Origin of the sequence: Pseudomonas sp. PDM25 (assembly GCF_019219045.1) — a bacterium.
Classification (GTDB): Bacteria; Pseudomonadota; Gammaproteobacteria; order Pseudomonadales; family Pseudomonadaceae; genus Aquipseudomonas.
In genome coordinates this window covers 26,051-44,102 of sequence record NZ_JAHUWL010000018.1, presented here as the reverse complement: position 1 = coordinate 44,102, position 18,052 = coordinate 26,051, and the positions used below count along the sequence as shown (strand labels likewise).

General features: G+C 54.3%; 15 protein-coding genes. 3 read left to right on the top strand and 12 right to left on the bottom strand.

The annotated features are described in order from the left end of the window. Window positions 1-94 precede the first annotated feature (94 nt). The gene (locus tag KW848_RS26470; RefSeq protein ID WP_111448706.1) at window positions 95-1,279 is read left to right on the top strand and encodes an acetyl-CoA C-acyltransferase family protein; all 1,185 of its coding nucleotides are present in this window, start codon (window positions 95-97) and stop codon (window positions 1,277-1,279) included. A gap of 441 nt (window positions 1,280-1,720) precedes the next feature. After that, on the top strand, window positions 1,721-3,145 hold the full coding sequence (locus KW848_RS26465) for an undecaprenyl-phosphate glucose phosphotransferase (protein ID WP_111448707.1): 1,425 nt from the start codon (window positions 1,721-1,723) through the stop codon (window positions 3,143-3,145). Window positions 3,146-3,219: 74 nt separating this feature from the next. Here KW848_RS26465 and KW848_RS26460 read toward each other — a convergent pair whose 3' ends face one another. From KW848_RS26460 to KW848_RS26405, 12 genes are all read right to left on the bottom strand, one after another. Next, window positions 3,220-4,341 carry a glycosyltransferase 61 family protein gene (locus KW848_RS26460; RefSeq protein ID WP_218538535.1) on the bottom strand — a complete coding sequence of 374 codons (1,122 nt, stop codon included), beginning with the start codon at window positions 4,339-4,341 and terminating at the stop codon, window positions 3,220-3,222. 77 nt (window positions 4,342-4,418) lie between these two features. Continuing rightward, complete coding sequence (locus tag KW848_RS26455; RefSeq protein WP_218538534.1) at window positions 4,419-5,561, bottom strand: hypothetical protein; 1,143 nt, start codon at window positions 5,559-5,561, stop codon at window positions 4,419-4,421. A 317-nt stretch (window positions 5,562-5,878) separates the two neighbouring features. Continuing rightward, window positions 5,879-6,613 (bottom strand): WecB/TagA/CpsF family glycosyltransferase, encoded by a 735-nt coding sequence (locus KW848_RS26450; RefSeq protein WP_192409705.1) that lies wholly within the window; start codon window positions 6,611-6,613, stop codon window positions 5,879-5,881. Continuing rightward, window positions 6,613-7,806 (bottom strand): glycosyltransferase family 2 protein, encoded by a 1,194-nt coding sequence (locus KW848_RS26445; RefSeq protein ID WP_218538533.1) that lies wholly within the window; start codon window positions 7,804-7,806, stop codon window positions 6,613-6,615. Before KW848_RS26445 ends, KW848_RS26450 begins: the two co-directional genes overlap by 1 nt. Further along, a complete protein-coding gene (locus KW848_RS26440) occupies window positions 7,803-9,005 on the bottom strand; it encodes a glycosyltransferase (protein WP_218538532.1) in 1,203 nt (400 codons plus the stop codon). The genes KW848_RS26445 and KW848_RS26440 overlap by 4 nt, the downstream gene beginning before the upstream one ends. 75 nt (window positions 9,006-9,080) lie before the next feature. Further along, window positions 9,081-10,016, bottom strand: a complete 936-nt coding sequence (locus KW848_RS26435; protein WP_218538531.1) for a DUF535 family protein — start codon at window positions 10,014-10,016, stop codon at window positions 9,081-9,083. Window positions 10,017-10,023: 7 nt separating this feature from the next. Beyond that, a complete protein-coding gene (locus KW848_RS26430) occupies window positions 10,024-11,001 on the bottom strand; it encodes a glycosyltransferase family 2 protein (RefSeq protein ID WP_218538530.1) in 978 nt (325 codons plus the stop codon). A 43-nt stretch (window positions 11,002-11,044) separates the two neighbouring features. Then, the gene (locus tag KW848_RS26425; RefSeq protein WP_111448715.1) at window positions 11,045-11,569 is read right to left on the bottom strand and encodes a serine O-acetyltransferase; all 525 of its coding nucleotides are present in this window, start codon (window positions 11,567-11,569) and stop codon (window positions 11,045-11,047) included. Between the two features lie 8 nt (window positions 11,570-11,577). Then, window positions 11,578-12,534, bottom strand: coding sequence for a glycosyltransferase family 2 protein (locus KW848_RS26420; RefSeq protein WP_218538529.1), 957 nt, complete (start codon window positions 12,532-12,534; stop codon window positions 11,578-11,580). Beyond that, the gene (locus KW848_RS26415; protein WP_192409710.1) at window positions 12,527-13,144 is read right to left on the bottom strand and encodes an acyltransferase; all 618 of its coding nucleotides are present in this window, start codon (window positions 13,142-13,144) and stop codon (window positions 12,527-12,529) included. The genes KW848_RS26420 and KW848_RS26415 overlap by 8 nt, the downstream gene beginning before the upstream one ends. Window positions 13,145-13,277: 133 nt before the next feature. Further along, window positions 13,278-14,735, bottom strand: a complete 1,458-nt coding sequence (locus KW848_RS26410; protein ID WP_218538528.1) for an FAD-dependent oxidoreductase — start codon at window positions 14,733-14,735, stop codon at window positions 13,278-13,280. Window positions 14,736-15,056: 321 nt separating this feature from the next. After that, window positions 15,057-16,433, bottom strand: a complete 1,377-nt coding sequence (locus KW848_RS26405) for an oligosaccharide flippase family protein (protein WP_111448720.1) — start codon at window positions 16,431-16,433, stop codon at window positions 15,057-15,059. A 95-nt stretch (window positions 16,434-16,528) separates the two neighbouring features. On the opposite strand from KW848_RS26405, the gene KW848_RS26400 reads away from it, so the two are divergent. After that, window positions 16,529-18,052, top strand: coding sequence for an O-antigen ligase (locus tag KW848_RS26400; protein ID WP_218538527.1), 1,524 nt, complete (start codon window positions 16,529-16,531; stop codon window positions 18,050-18,052).

The window sequence follows — 18,052 nt, the reverse complement described above, 5'->3', positions numbered from 1 at the left end:
TTGGCATAGGCCAAAATCATCACGGTGTCTAGACTCACCCCATATAACAGTGCAAAAGCACACTTGAATCCAGGCCTGTTCCAGGGGAACCCGCATGAACCCATCCGACATTTTTGTTATCAGCGCCGTCCGCTCAGCCATCGGCAGCTATGGCGGCTCGCTCAAAGATGTGCCGCCCATTCAACTGGCCACTGACGTTTGCCGCGCCGCCATTGAACGCTCGGGGCTGGCACCTGAACACATCGGTCACGTGGTGATGGGGCATGTGATCCCGACGGAAGCACGCGACGCCTACATCTCTCGTGCCGTGGCGATGAATGCCGGCCTGCCGAAAGAAACACCCGCCTTCAACGTCAACCGCCTCTGCGGCTCTGGCTTGCAGGCCATTGTCAGCGCAGCACAAAGTTTGATGTTGGGAGACGCAGGCGCTGCGCTGGCGGGTGGCGTCGAATCGATGAGCCGAGGCCCCTATCTGTTGCCGCAAGCGCGCTGGGGCGCACGCATGGGCGATATGCAAGCCATCGACTACGTGCTCGGCGTTCTGCAAGACCCGTTTGGCGGTTTCCACATGGGCATTACTGCGGAAAACATCGCCGAGCGCTATGGCATCACTCGTCAGGCTCAGGATGAGTTGGCGCTGCTCAGCCAGCAACGGGCGGCCCGGGCGATTGCTGAAGGGCGGTTTACCGACCAGATCGTGCCGATCGAAGTGGCGTCCCGCAAAGGTACCGTGACGTTTGCGACAGACGAGCATGTCCGCGCCGAGGTCAATGCCGAGCAATTGAGCAAGATGAAACCGGCCTTCAAAAAAGACGGCAGCGTCACCGCCGGCAACGCGTCGGGCCTCAATGATGGTGCCGGAGCACTGATCATGGCCACGGGTCAGATGGTTCTCGACCAAGGCCTCAAGCCCATCGCCCGACTGGTCGGTTACGCCCATGCCGGCGTGGAGCCAGAGCTGATGGGGTTGGGACCGATTCCCGCCACCCGCCTGGTCCTCAAACGCGCCGGTCTGACCGTTGCCGACCTGGATGTCATCGAGTCCAATGAAGCATTCGCGGCCCAAGCGTGTGCCGTGGCGCAGGAACTGGGCTTCGACCCGGAGAAGGTCAACCCGAACGGTTCGGGAATTTCCCTGGGCCATCCGGTAGGCGCAACCGGTGCGATTATCGCCACCAAGGCGATTCACGAACTGCACCGTGTTCAGGGTCGGTATGCCCTGGCGACCATGTGCATCGGCGGCGGCCAAGGCATCGCCGTGTTGTTCGAACGCGTCTGATCGGCCCAAATGAAGACGGCGCCCATTGTGAGCGCCGTCTCGTTTTACCACGATGGAATCAGTGCGCAATGCACGCAGATTTCAACACGGTGTAAGCCTCGATCACTGCGCGACCACACTCGCGCCCCCTACCCGATTGCCGACCAGGCACTACCTTGCTGCTGACACCGCGGACCGCCCTGCTGCCGGCCGGTCGGTATCTCGATGGGCTTCATTTTTTCAAGCCCGAAGGTTCTACTAAACTACTCAGAACTACGCAGATTCAGTGAATGATTTCACAGTACTGCTAAAGTGATAGCACGCGTCGCCACATGCTCCCAAAGCCCCCATTTTCGAAGGCGAGTGGCTAATCACGGTGACGCCAACGCTCTCAAGCGAGGGCAGCATGAACTGAATCGCGTGATCAGCGAGCGCGAGGGGCAGCAGGCATGAGGTCTAAATATGATATTTGAGCCCAACAGTACCCGCTCCGTTCTCCAGCGAAGAAGCAGTACGAGTATCGTTATTCAGGCTGGTCTGGATTGTGTTGCGGTGACTGGTGTTGCGTGGTTCTTGATCAATTATCATATCGGCTTCATAACGCAGTCCTATGTCATCCTGCTCCTGCTGCTACTGGGGGCGTTGGCCGTCGTGTACGACCACTATGCTATTTACCGCAGCAACGTTGGTTTTACCGTCAAAGCCTTCAAGCTTTTGAAAGCGTGGACTGCCACGTTTGGCTTTCTCGTTGCCATGGCCTTTCTTACCAAGCAAAGCGAACAGTACTCGCGTTTATTGGTCGGGCAGTTATTTGTCGCTGGATATTTTGCTCAGATGCTTTTGCACCTCGCGACACGCGAGATGCAGAAGAAATTTTTGGCCCACTCGACCCAATTGGAAAACTCGCTCATCATTGGTTCGGGCGAACTGGCCAGCTATCTTCACAAGAAAATCAGCAATAATCCCTGGCTCGGTGAGCGCATAGTCGGCTGTGTGTTGATTGGCGCGGACGATGATCGGGGAAAGGAAAGTCTGGAAGGCGCACAACGTCTGTCGATACTGGGCGATATCTCCGACCTTGATGAGTTAGTTGTCAAACATGCCATTCGTACCGTCTATTTCGTGACCCCTTTAGGTGGATCAGAGGTCATCCAGGATGTTTATTTAAGGCTGTTCGATAAACACATCTCTGTTAACTGGGTGCCTGACATTTTCTCGTTGCGCCTGATCAACCACAGTGTTCGCGAAATTGCCGGCATTCCCGTGCTGACCTTGTCTGAAACTCCGCTGATGGGGATGCGTCTGTTTCTGAAGAACCTTGAGGACAAAGTCCTGGCCTTTCTCATTTTGGTTCTTGCAGCGCCGGTTCTGGTAGCCGTCGCCATTGCCATCAAGCTCGACAGCCCCGGCCCCATATTCTTTCGTCAACAGCGCATGGGGTGGAGTGGAGAAGCTTTTCGGATCTGGAAGTTCAGAAGCATGGTCGTCCATCAGCCTGAAGACGGCATCGTCAAGCAGGCGCAAAAGAATGACCCTCGCATGACCAGGGTTGGGGCTTTTATTCGGCGAACCAGCCTTGACGAGCTACCGCAGTTGTTCAACGTTTTGATGGGGGAAATGTCTCTGGTGGGGCCTCGCCCGCACGCTATTCAACACGATGTTCAGTACTCGCCCGATGTCTCGGGCTACTTTGCGCGTCACAACATTAAACCGGGCATCACAGGCCTGGCTCAGGTACGTGGCTATCGTGGTGAAACGAAGGATATAGATCAGATGATTCGGCGTGTTGACTCGGACATCGAGTACATCAACAACTGGTCGCTATGGCTCGATTTCGTCATTCTTGTACGAACGGTGTTTGCCTTCTCCGGCAAACATGCTTACTAGCCAGTCTTGAGTGCCTGGGTAATCTCAAGGTCCATTTGACGCGCAATAAAGGCGAGGCCTACAGCCTCGCCGTATCAGGACGGAAAGAGATCCAGCGTGCGCTCGACTTCATCGGGGTCGATTCTAAAACCATTTCCCTCTGGTGTACCGACCACAAAACCAAAGTTCTGCTGATCACGATCCGTTAGGTATTTAAAGAAACAGATAAAGCGATTAGGCGGCTGCAGTACCAGCAGCGAACCACCTGGCGGGAGAACATTAACCCCATGGATAAGTTGACTCCCCTCGACCCCTATCACGGTTCTGGCCCCGGCGCAGGTCGCCACGATGGTCGAAACATCGGACGTCGCAGCGTTGAGAATGCGAAACCCTCTGCGGTCACGTAGCCGTTCAGCCAGCTCCATCTCATTGCGTAACAATCGCAGTTCACCCGTGCCACCTCGCAGAATGAACACGCCTGGGTGGGAGCGAACTGTTACGTGTGATAACAGCTTTTCCCCCATCTCACGGAAACGCCGGTGCTTATGTCTGTTTTGGCATAGATCGTCAAAGATCACGAGTTCACGAAAAAATGCGTTACGTAAAAAAACGGGCCTCATATCAAGCCAGTTCTCATAACCGCGAGTGTGAAGCATGCCCTGCCTTGCTATGGAAACACTATCGGCCGAGGGTAGCGCGCTCACCGGAACGCCTTCTTCACATGCCAATCGATAGGTTAAACAATCATCCATCAACCACGTTCCAAACCACTTGATTCCCCCCGCGGTGCAATACAACGCCCCGCGATCGATCTCGTTTTCTACTCGAATCTTTGGTAACCAACCGGAACCCGGTGACAACCAGGATTTGGCATTGCCTTTGTAGAGCGTGCCATCGATTAACCAGACATCTTTAAGCAGGTAACCTTTAGTCGGACCATGTTCAACACGACCGACGCCTTCCATTGTGCGGCGGGGATGCTCGTGAGGATAAAAAAGCTTCTCTTCCCATCCGGTTACACGCTCAAGCTGATTTGGCAAGAAAAAAGCGGGGGGAGCAATCGAGGTGTCGCCTGGATAAATTTCCCACGTTTTCACGGCTTGGCTTTGCAGGGTCAAGGACGGTTTTCGGGTGAGCCGTGTGTTAAACATGTATTTATACGCAGCAAGGCTCCACTTTGATTGGCCGTCAATCGTCAATGCATTGAACTCCGACATAGGCACCCCATCCAAATTTAGTTATACAGAAACAGCGTTCATGCCAAAACTGCACTTCTTTAAAATCAGCAACCTGTTCAGGTGGATACGATACTTTCCAGGACAGGGGGTGACTTCAGATGAGCGTAGCGACTACGCAAGGTGCCGAGAAGCGTTTCTCCCGGCGTCCTGGAACAATGAAGGTATATTTTAAAAAGGCCGCCAAAACCCATCTCGCGGTATCGATTAGCAACTTCCTCGTCACTCGGACCGTCCGGCAACCCAAGATGCAGTGTCAACTGCTTGCCTTCGACAGCAAACAGAGGCGTCTCCCAAAGAAATTGCGCTGCGCCCACCTTGGGCAGTCGAACAAACAAATAACCGTAATTGCCCAGCGTATCAACATCACCGCCTCGCCTTCTTTTCCACTCAAGAAGTCCATCGTCCGGGCGAGCCAGGCACGTTCCGATATCATAATAGTCAAAACCGTTTTCTATCGCCCACTCCAGTGCCATGAACGTAGTAATTGAATTAACTTCACGTAACTTTTTAGTATCTGAAAAAACAGCGTCAGGGTAGCCGAAACGCACGGTGCTCCAATAGCGCTTGCCTGCCCGGGTCACTACGCAGCCAAGATGGCATGCAACAATCTCATCCTCCAACAACACCAGATCGAGTCGCCCGGCAACTTTCGCCACCCGTTGAACTTCATGCGTTTCAATTTGAGAGGCGGCCGTACCATGCCTTGCCTTGGCGTAAGGTCGAAGCATTTCCCGGTCTGCACTTTCAATCTCGTCATCGTTCAACGCTCGTTTCATACGGTAGCGCAACCGGTTCTTGCGCAGATTTCGACGTAACTCAGCGTTGTATCTTGCTGTGATCTCGTCGATTGACTTGCTCAGCGGCACGACGGCACTCAAATATTGAGGCACATACAACGCCCCCACCGTCGGCATTTCACTGACCCACACCGTCCGGTCTGACGTGTCCAACTTTAACTGACTATCAACCGCTTGAGATTTAGCACCCAGTAGAACCTTCACAAATTCCCGCTGTGTTTTCCTGCCCACATAGAGAATGTCGTGGAGGCTATCTTCCCGCAGTCTGAACCTGACAATTTCCCAACGCCAAAAACAGGCTCGCCCAAGTATATCCCGCAACCAGGCAACCGCTTTCCTTAGCTCAAATCGCATTGAAGGAGATATTAATTTACGAACTGATTTTGCTATATATTCTTTCATTTGGTTATTAGCACAATTCAAGGAAGGGGTATTTCAGTTTGCAAATCAACAAACTAAATACTCGAAATGAGCGCTCGACAACTGAGCACTTCACCTTTCTTTCGCGCGAAAAACTCGCCATTCCCTCCCTGGAGTCAAGATTGTTCGACAACATTTTATTGACGCCAATCCTAATGAACAAAACAACCACGAACACCCTATCAACTCGACAATTCCAACTTGAGTAAAGGTGCTACACCGGGGTTTTGCAAGATATTTCAGCCGTGTTTTTTACGTCTAGGGGGGGGAGTCCTGCCAGGTGTCAAATTCCTGTCACGTCAAGAGTCCCTGTAGATCAACGTGCGCAACAAGAACTTCGGATTACCCACCACATAGCGTTTGAATAATCGCTTTGGCTCACCCAATAGCCTGAACACCCACTCACAACCGAGACGACGCACCCATTGCGGAGCGCGAGTCACCTTGCCGCCGAGAAAATCCAGGATCGCCCCTCCGCACACGACCAGACAGGGCACACCACTGACGGCTAACCTGGCAGCAACGGCTTCTTGCTTGGGCATGCCCATACCCAGCACAACCAGTTCCGGCTGAAACTGCCGGGCAAGGCTTATATAGGTATCCACCGGCGCGAAACCATGGTGAGCAGAGACGATGTTGACCGCAAATATCGCTTCGCTACGCTGCACCGCATTGGCAAGAAAGGGCTCTTCAGTCCCCCAGAAAGCCACGCGCCGGCCCTTGAACGCGGCCAGCAATTTGGGAATGAAATCGGTGCCATTCATATTCAGCCCCGGCTCCAGGCCGAGACGACGAAACAGGATGGCCATGCCGGAGCCATCCCGCAATAACACGTCCGCAGCCAGCAGCGCGTTAAAGTAGTCGGTATTGGCCGCCACCAGATTCATGGCATGGGCATTGGCGAACCCGAGCACTGTCGTCACGTCAGGTCTGGATAACGCATCAATCAATGCTTGCTCGTCTTCAGCATCGCTGACCACCCTGAGTTTGCGGGTAATCGTTTGCCAGCTGTGCTGCCAGGATAAAGCGCGCATTAGTTGTCATCTCGCTTCGAACGCACCCATTCAACCTGGCGCTTAAGCAAAAAGCCGAGATACAGAGGGATTTTCTTCATCGCGTAGAACGGCGCATACAACAAGGCTGCAAAAGAAATAATCCTGCGACCAAACTGGCTCCATGCCAACAAGATAGTTACCCCCAATATTGCCACCCCGCAAGAAGCTATCAAGGCTGGCGCCAAAGCTCCGGACAGCATGAATACCAACCACGACAGACCAAATGCCGCCGCCAAGGCCAACGTCAATAAGGCCAACGGTGGGACCAACAAATCCAGCGTCATCGCCAGCAGACGCCAGTTGCGCTGGCCAATCGACTCCAACAGCAACTTTGGCGTATCCCCAAGGATGACCCCTAGATGACCATGTTCCCAGCGCGTACGCTGGGTTGTTAAGCCTTCATCGCTGCGCGGAAAATAACTGGTTACCAGAGCATCGGGGCAGAACACTGGCGGCTTGCCGCTTCGGCATAAATCCAGACCCATCTTCAAATCTTCAACGATGTGGCCACTGGCCAAATTGATCAACGTCAGATCCCGCCAGACGAAAGCCATTCCCGTGCCCATTAGCTGACAGGGCAAGCCAAGCCGGGTCCAACCTTGCGGCCGAACCCGATTCTTCACACACCAGGCAAACTCGGCAAGCCGCACTTTTAGCCCGGAACCTGCTGGAGCAAGCATTAAATTAAGGGCTTGCGCTGGCCGCCCTGAGTCGATGCAACAGATGGCCAAACGCTCAATAGAACCCTCGGCGACCTGGCAATCCGCATCGACAACAATCATGACCTCTGGCGCATCACTCGCCAAATGACGCACCCCGCAGTCCAGCGCATACCCCTTGCCACGCTGTTGATCATTGCGGCGCTCCACCACCTCGGCGCCCGCCGTGCGAGCCTGCGCGGCGGTGTCGTCAGAACAGTTATCCGCCACCACCAACAGGCGATCACCCAAAAGCAACTGCGGCCGAATGCTGTTTAACGTCGCGACGATGATCGAGGATTCATTGTGTGCCGGTATCAACACCGCCACCCGCGGTCGTGGTCGCGGTCCTGGCGCCGACGAGCGCCACCGTGCAGGCAGACAGGCCATCAGCACCTGCACAAACAGCACCAACACCGGCAGGAGGATGAGTATCAGCAGGGAGCTGAACAGCCAACCAAGTAATGTGATCATGCTTGCGCCCTAAACAAATTAGCCAACTTGGCCGCTTCGGTATCGATGTCGTGTCGCTCCAGCACTCGCTGATAGGCCGCCTCGCCCATCCGCTGCAACACCTCGACAGGTTGCGCGAGGCAGTCCGCCAACGCCGCCACCAATTCATCCACCGCTCCAGCGGGAAACAACCAACCGTTCACACCCTCTTGTACTAACTCGGGAATCCCTGCCACATAGCTCGTCAATACTGGCCGGCGCAAAGCCATGGCTTCCATGATGACCACCGGCAAACCCTCGGCGAAGCTCGGCAGCACCAAGGCCCGGGCCGCAAGAATTTCCGCCCGCACCTGCTCACTGCTGATCCAGCCGGTAATCCGCACCTGCGCCTGCAAGCCATGCCGTGCAATCAGGGCTTCGATTTCCGCGCGCATTTCTCCATCGCCGGCCAGTACTAATTCGAACTCCAGACCTTGAGCTGCCAGGATGCGGGCAGCCTCAAGCAACAACAGTTGTCCCTTCTGTTCACACAAACGACCTACGCAAACCAACCGCGGTGCAGATGGCACAGCAACAGCCGCCACCTCGTGAAACGCCCGCTCCAGCCCACAGTGCACCACCTTTACCCTTGGCCAGTGCGCATGAGCCACCCAGCGAAACAGCTGGCTACGCCCATAAGAACTGATCGCCGCGACAAAAGCCGCACGCCGGACTTTCTCGCCCAAATGAATAAACTGTGGTTTGTCGAACTCCTCCGGGCCGTGCACGGTAAAACTGTACGCCGGCCCACCAAGCACATTGGCCAGCATCACCACCTCGGTTGAGTTGGTGCCGAAATGCGCATGCACATGCTCGGCCCCAAACGCCTGCAACCAGATCAGCACGCGACACGCCTCGGACAAATAAACCAAATGGTACGGCCAGGGGCGATCGGCACGCTGGCCCATGCGCAGCGCCAGCCACAGCGCCGAAAGAAAACGTCGCGGCTGGGCGCGCAGCACCTGCAGCACAGGCACTAACAGCTCTTTGACTCCGCCCTGCAGCACATACTGGGTTTTATCGCGTTCAGACACGTCTTCGGCATCCACCAATTCGGCATCCCAGCCACGCAGAGCAATGCGCTGCACCACAAACCCCTGACGCTCCAACGCCAAAATCTCGCGACGAATGAAGCTATGGCTGACTTTGGGGTATTGATTGATGAAATAAGCGATACGCATAGGAACCAGACTTAGTTGTCGTTGCGGTGGATTATTACTGCAAGTAATCCCACAGTAGTACAGGTCTCGGGAACGTCAACTAGCCACACGGTTGCTGCTATAACTACCGTTCAACACGTTGTCTATCTTTTTAAAGGTGTCGTCCAGCAGCTCATAGCGCCTGCGATACATGGCCCGTTTTTTTGAAGCAATACTGTCGAGCGGCTTCCTGGAAAGAACCATGGGAATCTCAAAAAAATCTTCGCGCTCTGAAGGAGTCGCGCCATGTTCTAACCAGATCACATCATAATTTGCCGCCAGCTCCAGAGCTTTGTGAGCGCCAAAATACGGATGACGATGGTGGCGATACCCATCCCCTACCGCATAAATTTTTTCAACACCGATATTGATGGCAATGTATTTAATAACTTCGATCAGAAAGCTTCTTGGCCGAAGGCCTTCAAAGTCTTTTGTCAGGTCCCTGTAGATACTCAACGACAGTTCACTCTCGACGCCTTTATGTATCCCTTGAACAGCACCGATAAAAATACATAACTCAGTGTCCGTGCGACACAACGTGAATGCTATTGACGCAATGCGCAGTTCCCCCTGAAACAAGTTCAGCACCAACTCCCCTTCACGCATAAACCAGAAGGGACGATCGAGCACCAGGGAACAGCCAGCCGCAAACTCCGACAAATCACTCAGCAGCAAACTGTCACTTCGCCCCAACAGCAATAGCTGCGGACAGCTTTTGGTAACGACTTCGTAATGCGAGGCTAAAACACTAAGCTTATTCTTGGGGCTCCAGCTTTTACTGATGTAGGGCCAATGAACAACGCCTACACAATCCCCGCCTAACTTCTCAACACCGGACTTACCCAAGGCGTTCGACATACGCCCGCAAAACAACTTCAGTTCGGACCAGTTTTTTGCAACTAAAACCAGCATTTTAAACTTATTATTCAATGCCCTTAAGGAATACCCGGCATGTAAAAAAAACACGCTCTTCAATATCACCCAATTATTCATATAAGTCTCACTTGTATTCGATCAACGCGGTCTTGCCGGCGCCGAATCTGTTCAGTAGAAACTTGACTTGGCCGAGCATCTCGGGAAATTTCCCCAGCACGAGAAAGAAAGCCCGTAGCCAGTTTTCGCGTGTGGATCTATCGCCACCGCGGGCGAGGCGCACGACCTGCAATGGATAGACCAGCAGAAGAAGCAGCCCAAACCCTCCAAACACCAAACTCGCGATAACAGTCGCCAGCGGGACACCCAACCCCCAGAACCAGACACGGCGAGACTCGCGCAACCAATGTCGCTCCGGTGCGGCCCCATGCAAAAATGCGCCCTCGGCAAAGGCATAACCACCGCGCAAGGTACGCTGCCACCATTGGCCGAACCGGGTCATGGTTGCATCGTGCAAGGTCATTTCCTCGCCCAGACGCCAGACCTTCCAACCATTCCCACGCAGACGCACGCACAATTCAGGCTCTTCCCCGGCAATAAGGCCCGGTCGAAACCCGGACGCGTCGGCAAAGGCGTCAGCCCGCATCAACGCATCGCCCCCACATGCCTTGGCCTCACCTACCGGCGTATCCCATTCGAAATCACACAGTAAGTTGTAAACAGAGTGCTGCGGAAAACGTTCACGGCGCCGTCCACAGACCACCGCGACGTCAGGATGCGTATCAAGAAAGGCCTGCGCCCGGGGCAGCCAACCGCCGACAATTTCACAATCACCGTCAACGAACTGCACATAACGCATCGCCGGCAGTGAGCGTTGCAGGCAGGCAAATCCTTCATTGCGCGCACGCGCAGCCGTAAAGGGAATCGTCATGTCCAACTCGACCACCTCGACCCCAAGCCTCAGTGCCATCTGCACTGACCCGTCGGTTGATCCAGAGTCGACATAAACAACTTTCTGCGCCGAACCGGCGAGGGAAGTCAGACAACGCTCAAGCCGCAGGCCTTCGTTGCGACCGATAACAACGACCCCCATCCCCATAGCCATGGCGCTCACTCAGCGACGCAATTGAAGTAATCCATCGGGTGGTTCATGAGAACTCCCTCGATTCTGCGTACTTCCTTTTCTTGATAGTCGCAGGCACGCCCACGGCCACCGAGTCGTCCGGCACATCGGTCAGCACCACAGCATTGGCACCAATCACGACATTGTTACCAATGCGGATATTGCCCAGCACCTTGGCCCCTGCCCCGATATCAACATTGTTACCCATCACCGGAGCAATCGGCTCACTCACATTCTTGAGGCCCACGACGACGCCATTGCGGATACGGCAATCATCGCCGAACTGCGCAAAGCCACTGATCACGATTCCGCCGAAATGATCGATGACGAAGTTGCGCCCGACCACCACCTCACACGGCAACTCGATACCCGTGACGATCTGCACCAGTTTGAAGAGCACTTTGTATATAAAGGAGAACAACTTGCGTAGCAGTGCCGGTCGCACACCGTAACGCCAGCGCCCAAAGCGATAAACCACCATCACCCAAAACCCCTGAGCCCCCCAGTCTCCGGCGTATGCATGTAAATCCGCACGTATGTTTTCGAACATAACTGGCCCTACCGTGTTGGTTGGCTAGCGAATTTGGTATCACGCAGCAACGCCCAGGTCACACGAGTATGCTGCCAACACGCCCCTAAAGCGGCCCGACCGCGGCCTTTCAATAGCGCCTTGAGCGCCACAATCAAATCACCCAGACTCACCAGTAGCATATGTGAGGCCAAACCGGGCAGACCGTGGTGCTTGCGGAAATACAAAAGCTCACTTTCGATTTGTATCGTGGGGAGCTGACGACTATCCGCATTGAGTTTGTCGACAGACTTGGCACTTTCACCGCCGATATGCACCACCGTGGTATACGGGTAGTAAACGACCTTCCAGCCTGCCTGTTTAACGCGTTTGCAGTGATCTATCTCCTCGAAATAAAGGAAGTAGCGCGGATCGAACAATCCGACCTGGTCGATGACTTCACGGCGGATCAGGTAATAGCACCCGGGCACCCAGTCGCACTCACGCACCGAAGCATGATCCCAGGCCATGTCGTCGACTCTTTTCACCACAGGGAAAAAGCGTTCAAGCCCCGTATGCGAAAGGAAGACATTCAACGGCGTTGGAAAATAGCGACAGGAGGGCTGTAAATCACCCGCTCGTCCAACCAATCGAACGCCGAGGACACCGCAATCAGGATGAGTTTCCATATAGTCGAGCGTCTTGCTCAGCGTATCCGCAGCAACAAAGGCATCAGTATTGAGGAGCAGCGCATACTTGCCCTGCAGGTGTTCAACCAATTGATTATTGGCACGCCCAAAGCCAACATTATTTTCATTGGCGAGTTGCAATGCCTCTGGACAAATAGTTGCCAGGCACTCCAGCGAATTATCGACAGAGGCATTATCCACCACCAAATAGCGCGCGCGATCCACGCTAGTTGACTGGCGTAACGCATTAAACATCGGCTGCAACAACTCCGCTGTGTTGTAATTAACCACCAACACGTCAAGGGGAGCGCTAGCCATTGGGTTGCTCGCCAAAAAAGTGTTGCGCTCTCATTTTTATAAGCTTCGGTTCAAATGTCGGGTCGTATACACCATTGCGCTGCCTGATAAGGTCAATCCATGGATAAGTGGCGCTACGCTCTTCGACTTTCGCCAACACTTCTTCCAAGGTACAGATAACTTTGGCTGGGTTACCCCCAACCACTACCCCAGGCGGAACATCTTTTACGACTACAGCACCGGCCGCGACAATCGAATTAGGGCCAATAGTCACACGCGGCATAATGATAGAGCCATAACCGATAAAACAATTATCCAGAATATCGATAGGGCCGACAGAGTCCAGTTTTTTATCAAAACGCACTTCAAGCATGCCGATTATTCCATCGTGGCCGAACAGCGTGCAACAAGATAAACCTACATTATTTCCGAGTCGCACCAGCGAAGGGTCAGTTATGTTGGCAGCAGGATTGATCCATACGCCTTGACCGATGGAGTGCAAAGATCCCCATCGAACCATATGTTTAGCCCATTCATACCCGTCCGGTTTACAGAATTTTTTATAGAGCGGGGTCCCATACCCCGTTGTTTTTGCAATATAAGCAATCGTGCGTTTTAGTAGACCAATCATCCTCTCAGCCTCATGAATTCAGCGATAGACACCTGTGCCAAGGTTAGAGACACCCTGATTCTTCATTACCACTTCCCTAAGAGTAGACGCTCCCTAAAATCCAACACTCAAATAATCAACACATGCTCCCCCCTCAGGAATACCTGCCCATCTGATGGTTAAGATGTTCCGCCAGCCTTAAAACAATTTGCAAAATAGGCATTGTGGGGTTGCAGGCACCGCCTGTAGCGAAAACACTGCTACCCGCCACGTAAAGATTCTCGACACCGAACACTTTGCAGTTCTCGTCGACAACGCCAAACTCAGGCGAAGCCGCCATCCGTGTGGTCCCCATATGATGAGCATGGGGATTGAGCCTCAGTGGCAAATCGACGTCATAAACGTAGTCTTCCAACTTGACAAAGCCCAACCCTGTTTCGGCAAAACACTTCGCCACTTCGAGCCCTATGGACTTGACGGTATTTCTGTCTGCCGGGGTCAGTTCCCAATGAACATTTACCTTCCTCATCCCTAACGCATCTCGCTCGTCGAGCAATGAGATTCGGCTGTCAGGGTTGGGAAACTGTTCGATCAGCGTGCCGAGCACCCCGTCTCCAGGGCAATCGAACTTGGCAATAAATTCAACCTTGCGCTCCGCACCCACTTCGCAAACGAGGTTCTCGAAAAAGCTCTTGATGGCAGCCATTCGCCCATAGGATTTCACTTCAGCTACAAGCGTGGCCGTCACATTCCCTTTACCTGACTTGTGCTCCATCACGAATGCATCGGTCGTGAAGTACTCCTGCCGAGCATCTGTACCCTGCCCGTCGTTCAGAATGAAGGTTCCCATTTCGACATTCAGGTGCTCCATGAAGCATCTACCGACGAAACCATCCTTGCTGACGATACCGCCAGTTGCCAGAGACTCGCTGTTGAGCAGGTGCCTGGCATTCTCGATCGCGCCAGTCGCCAGAATGAATTGTTTTGCCGTGACTCGCTCTCGATGCAACTCATAGTCCGAGACGACTATCGTTGCTATGCGGCCGGCCTTGCTGTCGAACTCAAGATCGACGCAATTGCAATGGATGAAGACATCCAGCCCCTCGGTCTCATTAAGTTCCTTGGCATATTTTTGTGCAAATCGCGTCGGCGGGCTTAGCAGGAAACGATCAGCGTAAAAGTCGTTGCCGTCCAGACTCGCATTGATAGCCTTGAATCCGGAGTGCGGCGGAAGATCGACAATATCCATGGCCTCCGGCAGATTGCGCTCGATCTCGGAAAACGCGATGGGCCAGCCCGGCACAGGCACCGGAGGGGCCACGATAAAGTCCGACGGTTCGAATGGACGGCATCGCCCGGCCCAGTGATTGGAGGTCCCGCCAAGATAACGCAGGCGTGTTTCCTGAGCATACAGCTCGAGGCCTGATGATGAGACCTTGTAGAGGTTCTGCGAGACCGGCGAATACTCGAGCCCACCGCCCTCGACAAGCACCACACGCCGACCATTACCGGCTAAACGCAAGGCCAGCGTAATGCCAGCTGGCCCACCGCCGATGATGCAGGTGTCATAGTGATCGCGCAGTTCTTTCTGCGATTGGTAGTCTTTGATCATGCGTGTGTTTGCCGAAAATGCCGGGCAGGCAGCACCCATCCGTTGATTACAATGAACTCGGATTTAGCAGCGGAAGGCCGGGCGGCTTTGGAAAATCCGAACATGATCCCTCCAAGACTCAATAGAGCAGAAGCCTGGAGGAAGCTTCTGCGCCCCATCACAGAGGTATTCAAATCAGTCTCTCTCATGATTCAAAGCTCCACGACATCGAGATTACATTGGACATTTCAACGGCTACATCAAGGCCACAATTTGGCGACGGCCATCAATATCTCAATGGCGACGCGGTGCCGCAGCTTTGGAAACATCAAGAGAAATAGATCAAAGCCATTTAAAAAAAACCGTCAATAACTCCCCACACAATGCCCCCACTGCCAGCATAGGCAGCACCACCAATTCACGCTTGAGACTGAACATCCCCAGACGACAATTGACATAAAAAACCAGGAAAAGCGTAGGAAACGTGTACAGGGCAGCGCCCCAAATCGCGTATTTGACCCCGCCAATCGCCAACAGCAGCGGCAGCAGCACCCACAACGAGACCACGCGAATAATGTTATCCATGGCCTGGTACTTGGTGAGTCCCAAGGCAATCCAGACCTGATTCGCCAGCATGTAGCGCATTGTGAAAAAAGAGAGTGAAAGAATGGCCATCATGTTGCCGGCCTGGGCGTAACGCTCATCGTACAAGATGCTGATGAGCAGTGGACTGCCGGTCAGGAACAGTCCACAGAGAAACAGGCAGGCCAGATCGAGCATCAATTTCAAGCGGTAATACAAAGCGTGGAGCCGTACGGTGTCATTCGTTCTTGTGGCCTCGCTGAAAGCCGGCAAGGCCACGGCCCCGACTACCTTTTGCAATGCAAGCTGAACGGCTCCCAAAATCAGCACGGCAATGGAGTAAACGCCCAGTTCGCCGGCCGTCATGCTGCCGCCGAACCAGACACGATCACCGTACATGGCCAATACGCCCACTGCCGACGACAACAGTATCCAACGGCCGAAGCCGACTAATTCATTGAGCGCAGAACGCTCCCACTGTAGACGGTTAGACGGGCCTTCAAACCAGACATGCCCCAGCAGCGTGCTGACCATCGATTGGACCAGACCTGCAATCACCAGCGACCAGATGGACCTGGTGAAATAACCGATGCCCAGCATGACCACCAGCCCGACGACCTGAGACCCAAACTCGGTGAGTACCACTTTCTTTTGCTGGAAAGAGCGCACTGCCAGGTCGATTTTGGTCGACTGAAAACCAACGATGATTGCCGAGAAACCGGTCACGGCCAACACCAGCGGCAACTCGGGTGCGGCGTAGGTGGAATTGGGCGACCACAGATTGAGGGCCTGTGCATACCAGGCGAGGGCCGCGAGGAGAAGTGTCGAAGCAAAAAGGATAAAGCCACGCACGATCTGCACGGTCCAGATGGTATTGAGAAAAACCGGATCGTTGCCACGCGGGCTCTGGATGATGTTCTGGCGCAAGCCGACATCGGAAAGCATGTGCAGAACCAGGGAAACGGTGATGGCGATCATCATGATGCCGAACATCTCCGGCATCAGCAGACGGGCCATTATCAGGTTGCCGCCCAAGCGAAAGGCTTGAGACGTAACCAGCGCCCCGAGATTCCATGCCCCGGCAGAGATCGCTCGCTTACGAAGGCCCAACGATGGCGACAAATCGACTAACGACATAACATCATCCCCGGACTCGATGGCTCAAAAGGAACTATAGTCGCGTTTAGCCATTCCACTAGCCGTCGCTCATCAATCAATAAGTCCAATCATCCATGCCTGAGCACTTCCGAGCGTTGATTGTCATTCTGGTCCTTACTGGCATCGTTTTTGCCATCGCACGTCGACCAGCGGCAGACCTGATTCCCGACCGTAATTTCACTCGTCGGCGCAATCTGTGGTTCGTATTGACGCTACTGGCATTTGTTTCGCACAGTTTCTGGGTGTACGCAGGCATTGCCGCGATCGTGTTGACCTTCGCACGAAATCGCGAGCGCAATCCCGTGGCGCTATTTTTCCTTCTGCTGTTTCTCATCCCGCCGGCCACGGCGGAGATTCCGGGCTTCGGCCTGATCAACTATTTTTTTGCCCTCAACCATATTCGCGTGCTGGCGCTGTGTGTGTTGCTTCCGGCTTTTTTCACTCTGCGCAAGCGCGCTGACACGGTCTCTTTCGGGCGTACCTGGCCTGACAAACTGTTAGCCGCCTACCTCCTGCTGACGAGTCTGCTTTTCCTGCGCGAAACCACTGTCACCGACTCCTTGCGTCAAATGCTCTACCTGTTCATCGAAGTTTTTTTGCCTTACTACGTTGCCAGCCGGGCGCTGAAGAACCTCAGCGACTTCAAGGACGCTCTGTTCGGTTTTGTACTCGCCGCCATGGTGCTGTCGCTTATAGGTCTCTTCGAATATGCCAAGCACTGGCAGCTGTACAGCGCGGTTGTCTACGCCATGGGCATGCAATGGGATTCCGGCTACTTGAGCCGGGGTGGCTCATTGCGCGCCAGCGCCACTACCGGCCAGGCCATTGCGCTGGGCTTCGTCATCAGCGTGGCCATCGGCTTTTACCTGTACTTGCAGGAGGAGGTCCGTAGCAAATTGCAGCGCAGCCTCGGCGCACTGTTGCTCGCCGGTGGTCTGTACGCACCGCTGTCGCGTGGCCCCTGGATCGGTGCAGCCGTCATGATCGTCGTGTTCATCGGCACCGGCCGTAAAGCAATCAAACGCCTGATGCTGCTGGCCGCCGCCGGGGCGCTCACCCTGCCCGTGCTGGCCATCGTGCCGGGCGGGCAAAAAGTGCTTGATCTGCTACCGTTTATCGGCACGGTGGATGTCGAAAATATCACCTACCGGCAGCGTTTGATTGATAACGCCGTGATCGTTATCCAGCGCAACCCTTGGCTGGGTTCTTTCAATTTCCGCAGCACACCGGAAATGCAGTCCATGATTCAGGGCCAGGGGATCATCGATATCGTGAACACCTATATCGGCATAGCGCTGTCGTTCGGTTTGATTGGCTTGACGCTTTTCGTGGTTTTTTTCGCCAGTGTTCTGCAGGGCATCCGCAAGGGGATGCGTTCGTTCCCCAACGAAGACGATGAGGCGCGCCGACTCGGACGTGCACTTCTGGCGACACTGGCCGGGATCCTGATCACCATCGTTACCGTTAGCAGTATCACGGTCATCCCCGTGGTGTATTGGTCGGTAGCTGGACTGTGCGTGGCCTACGCTCAGATGGCACGCAGGCTCAAGCACACCTCGACGGCCGTCTCGGCGAGTACCCATCTCCAACTCAGGTAG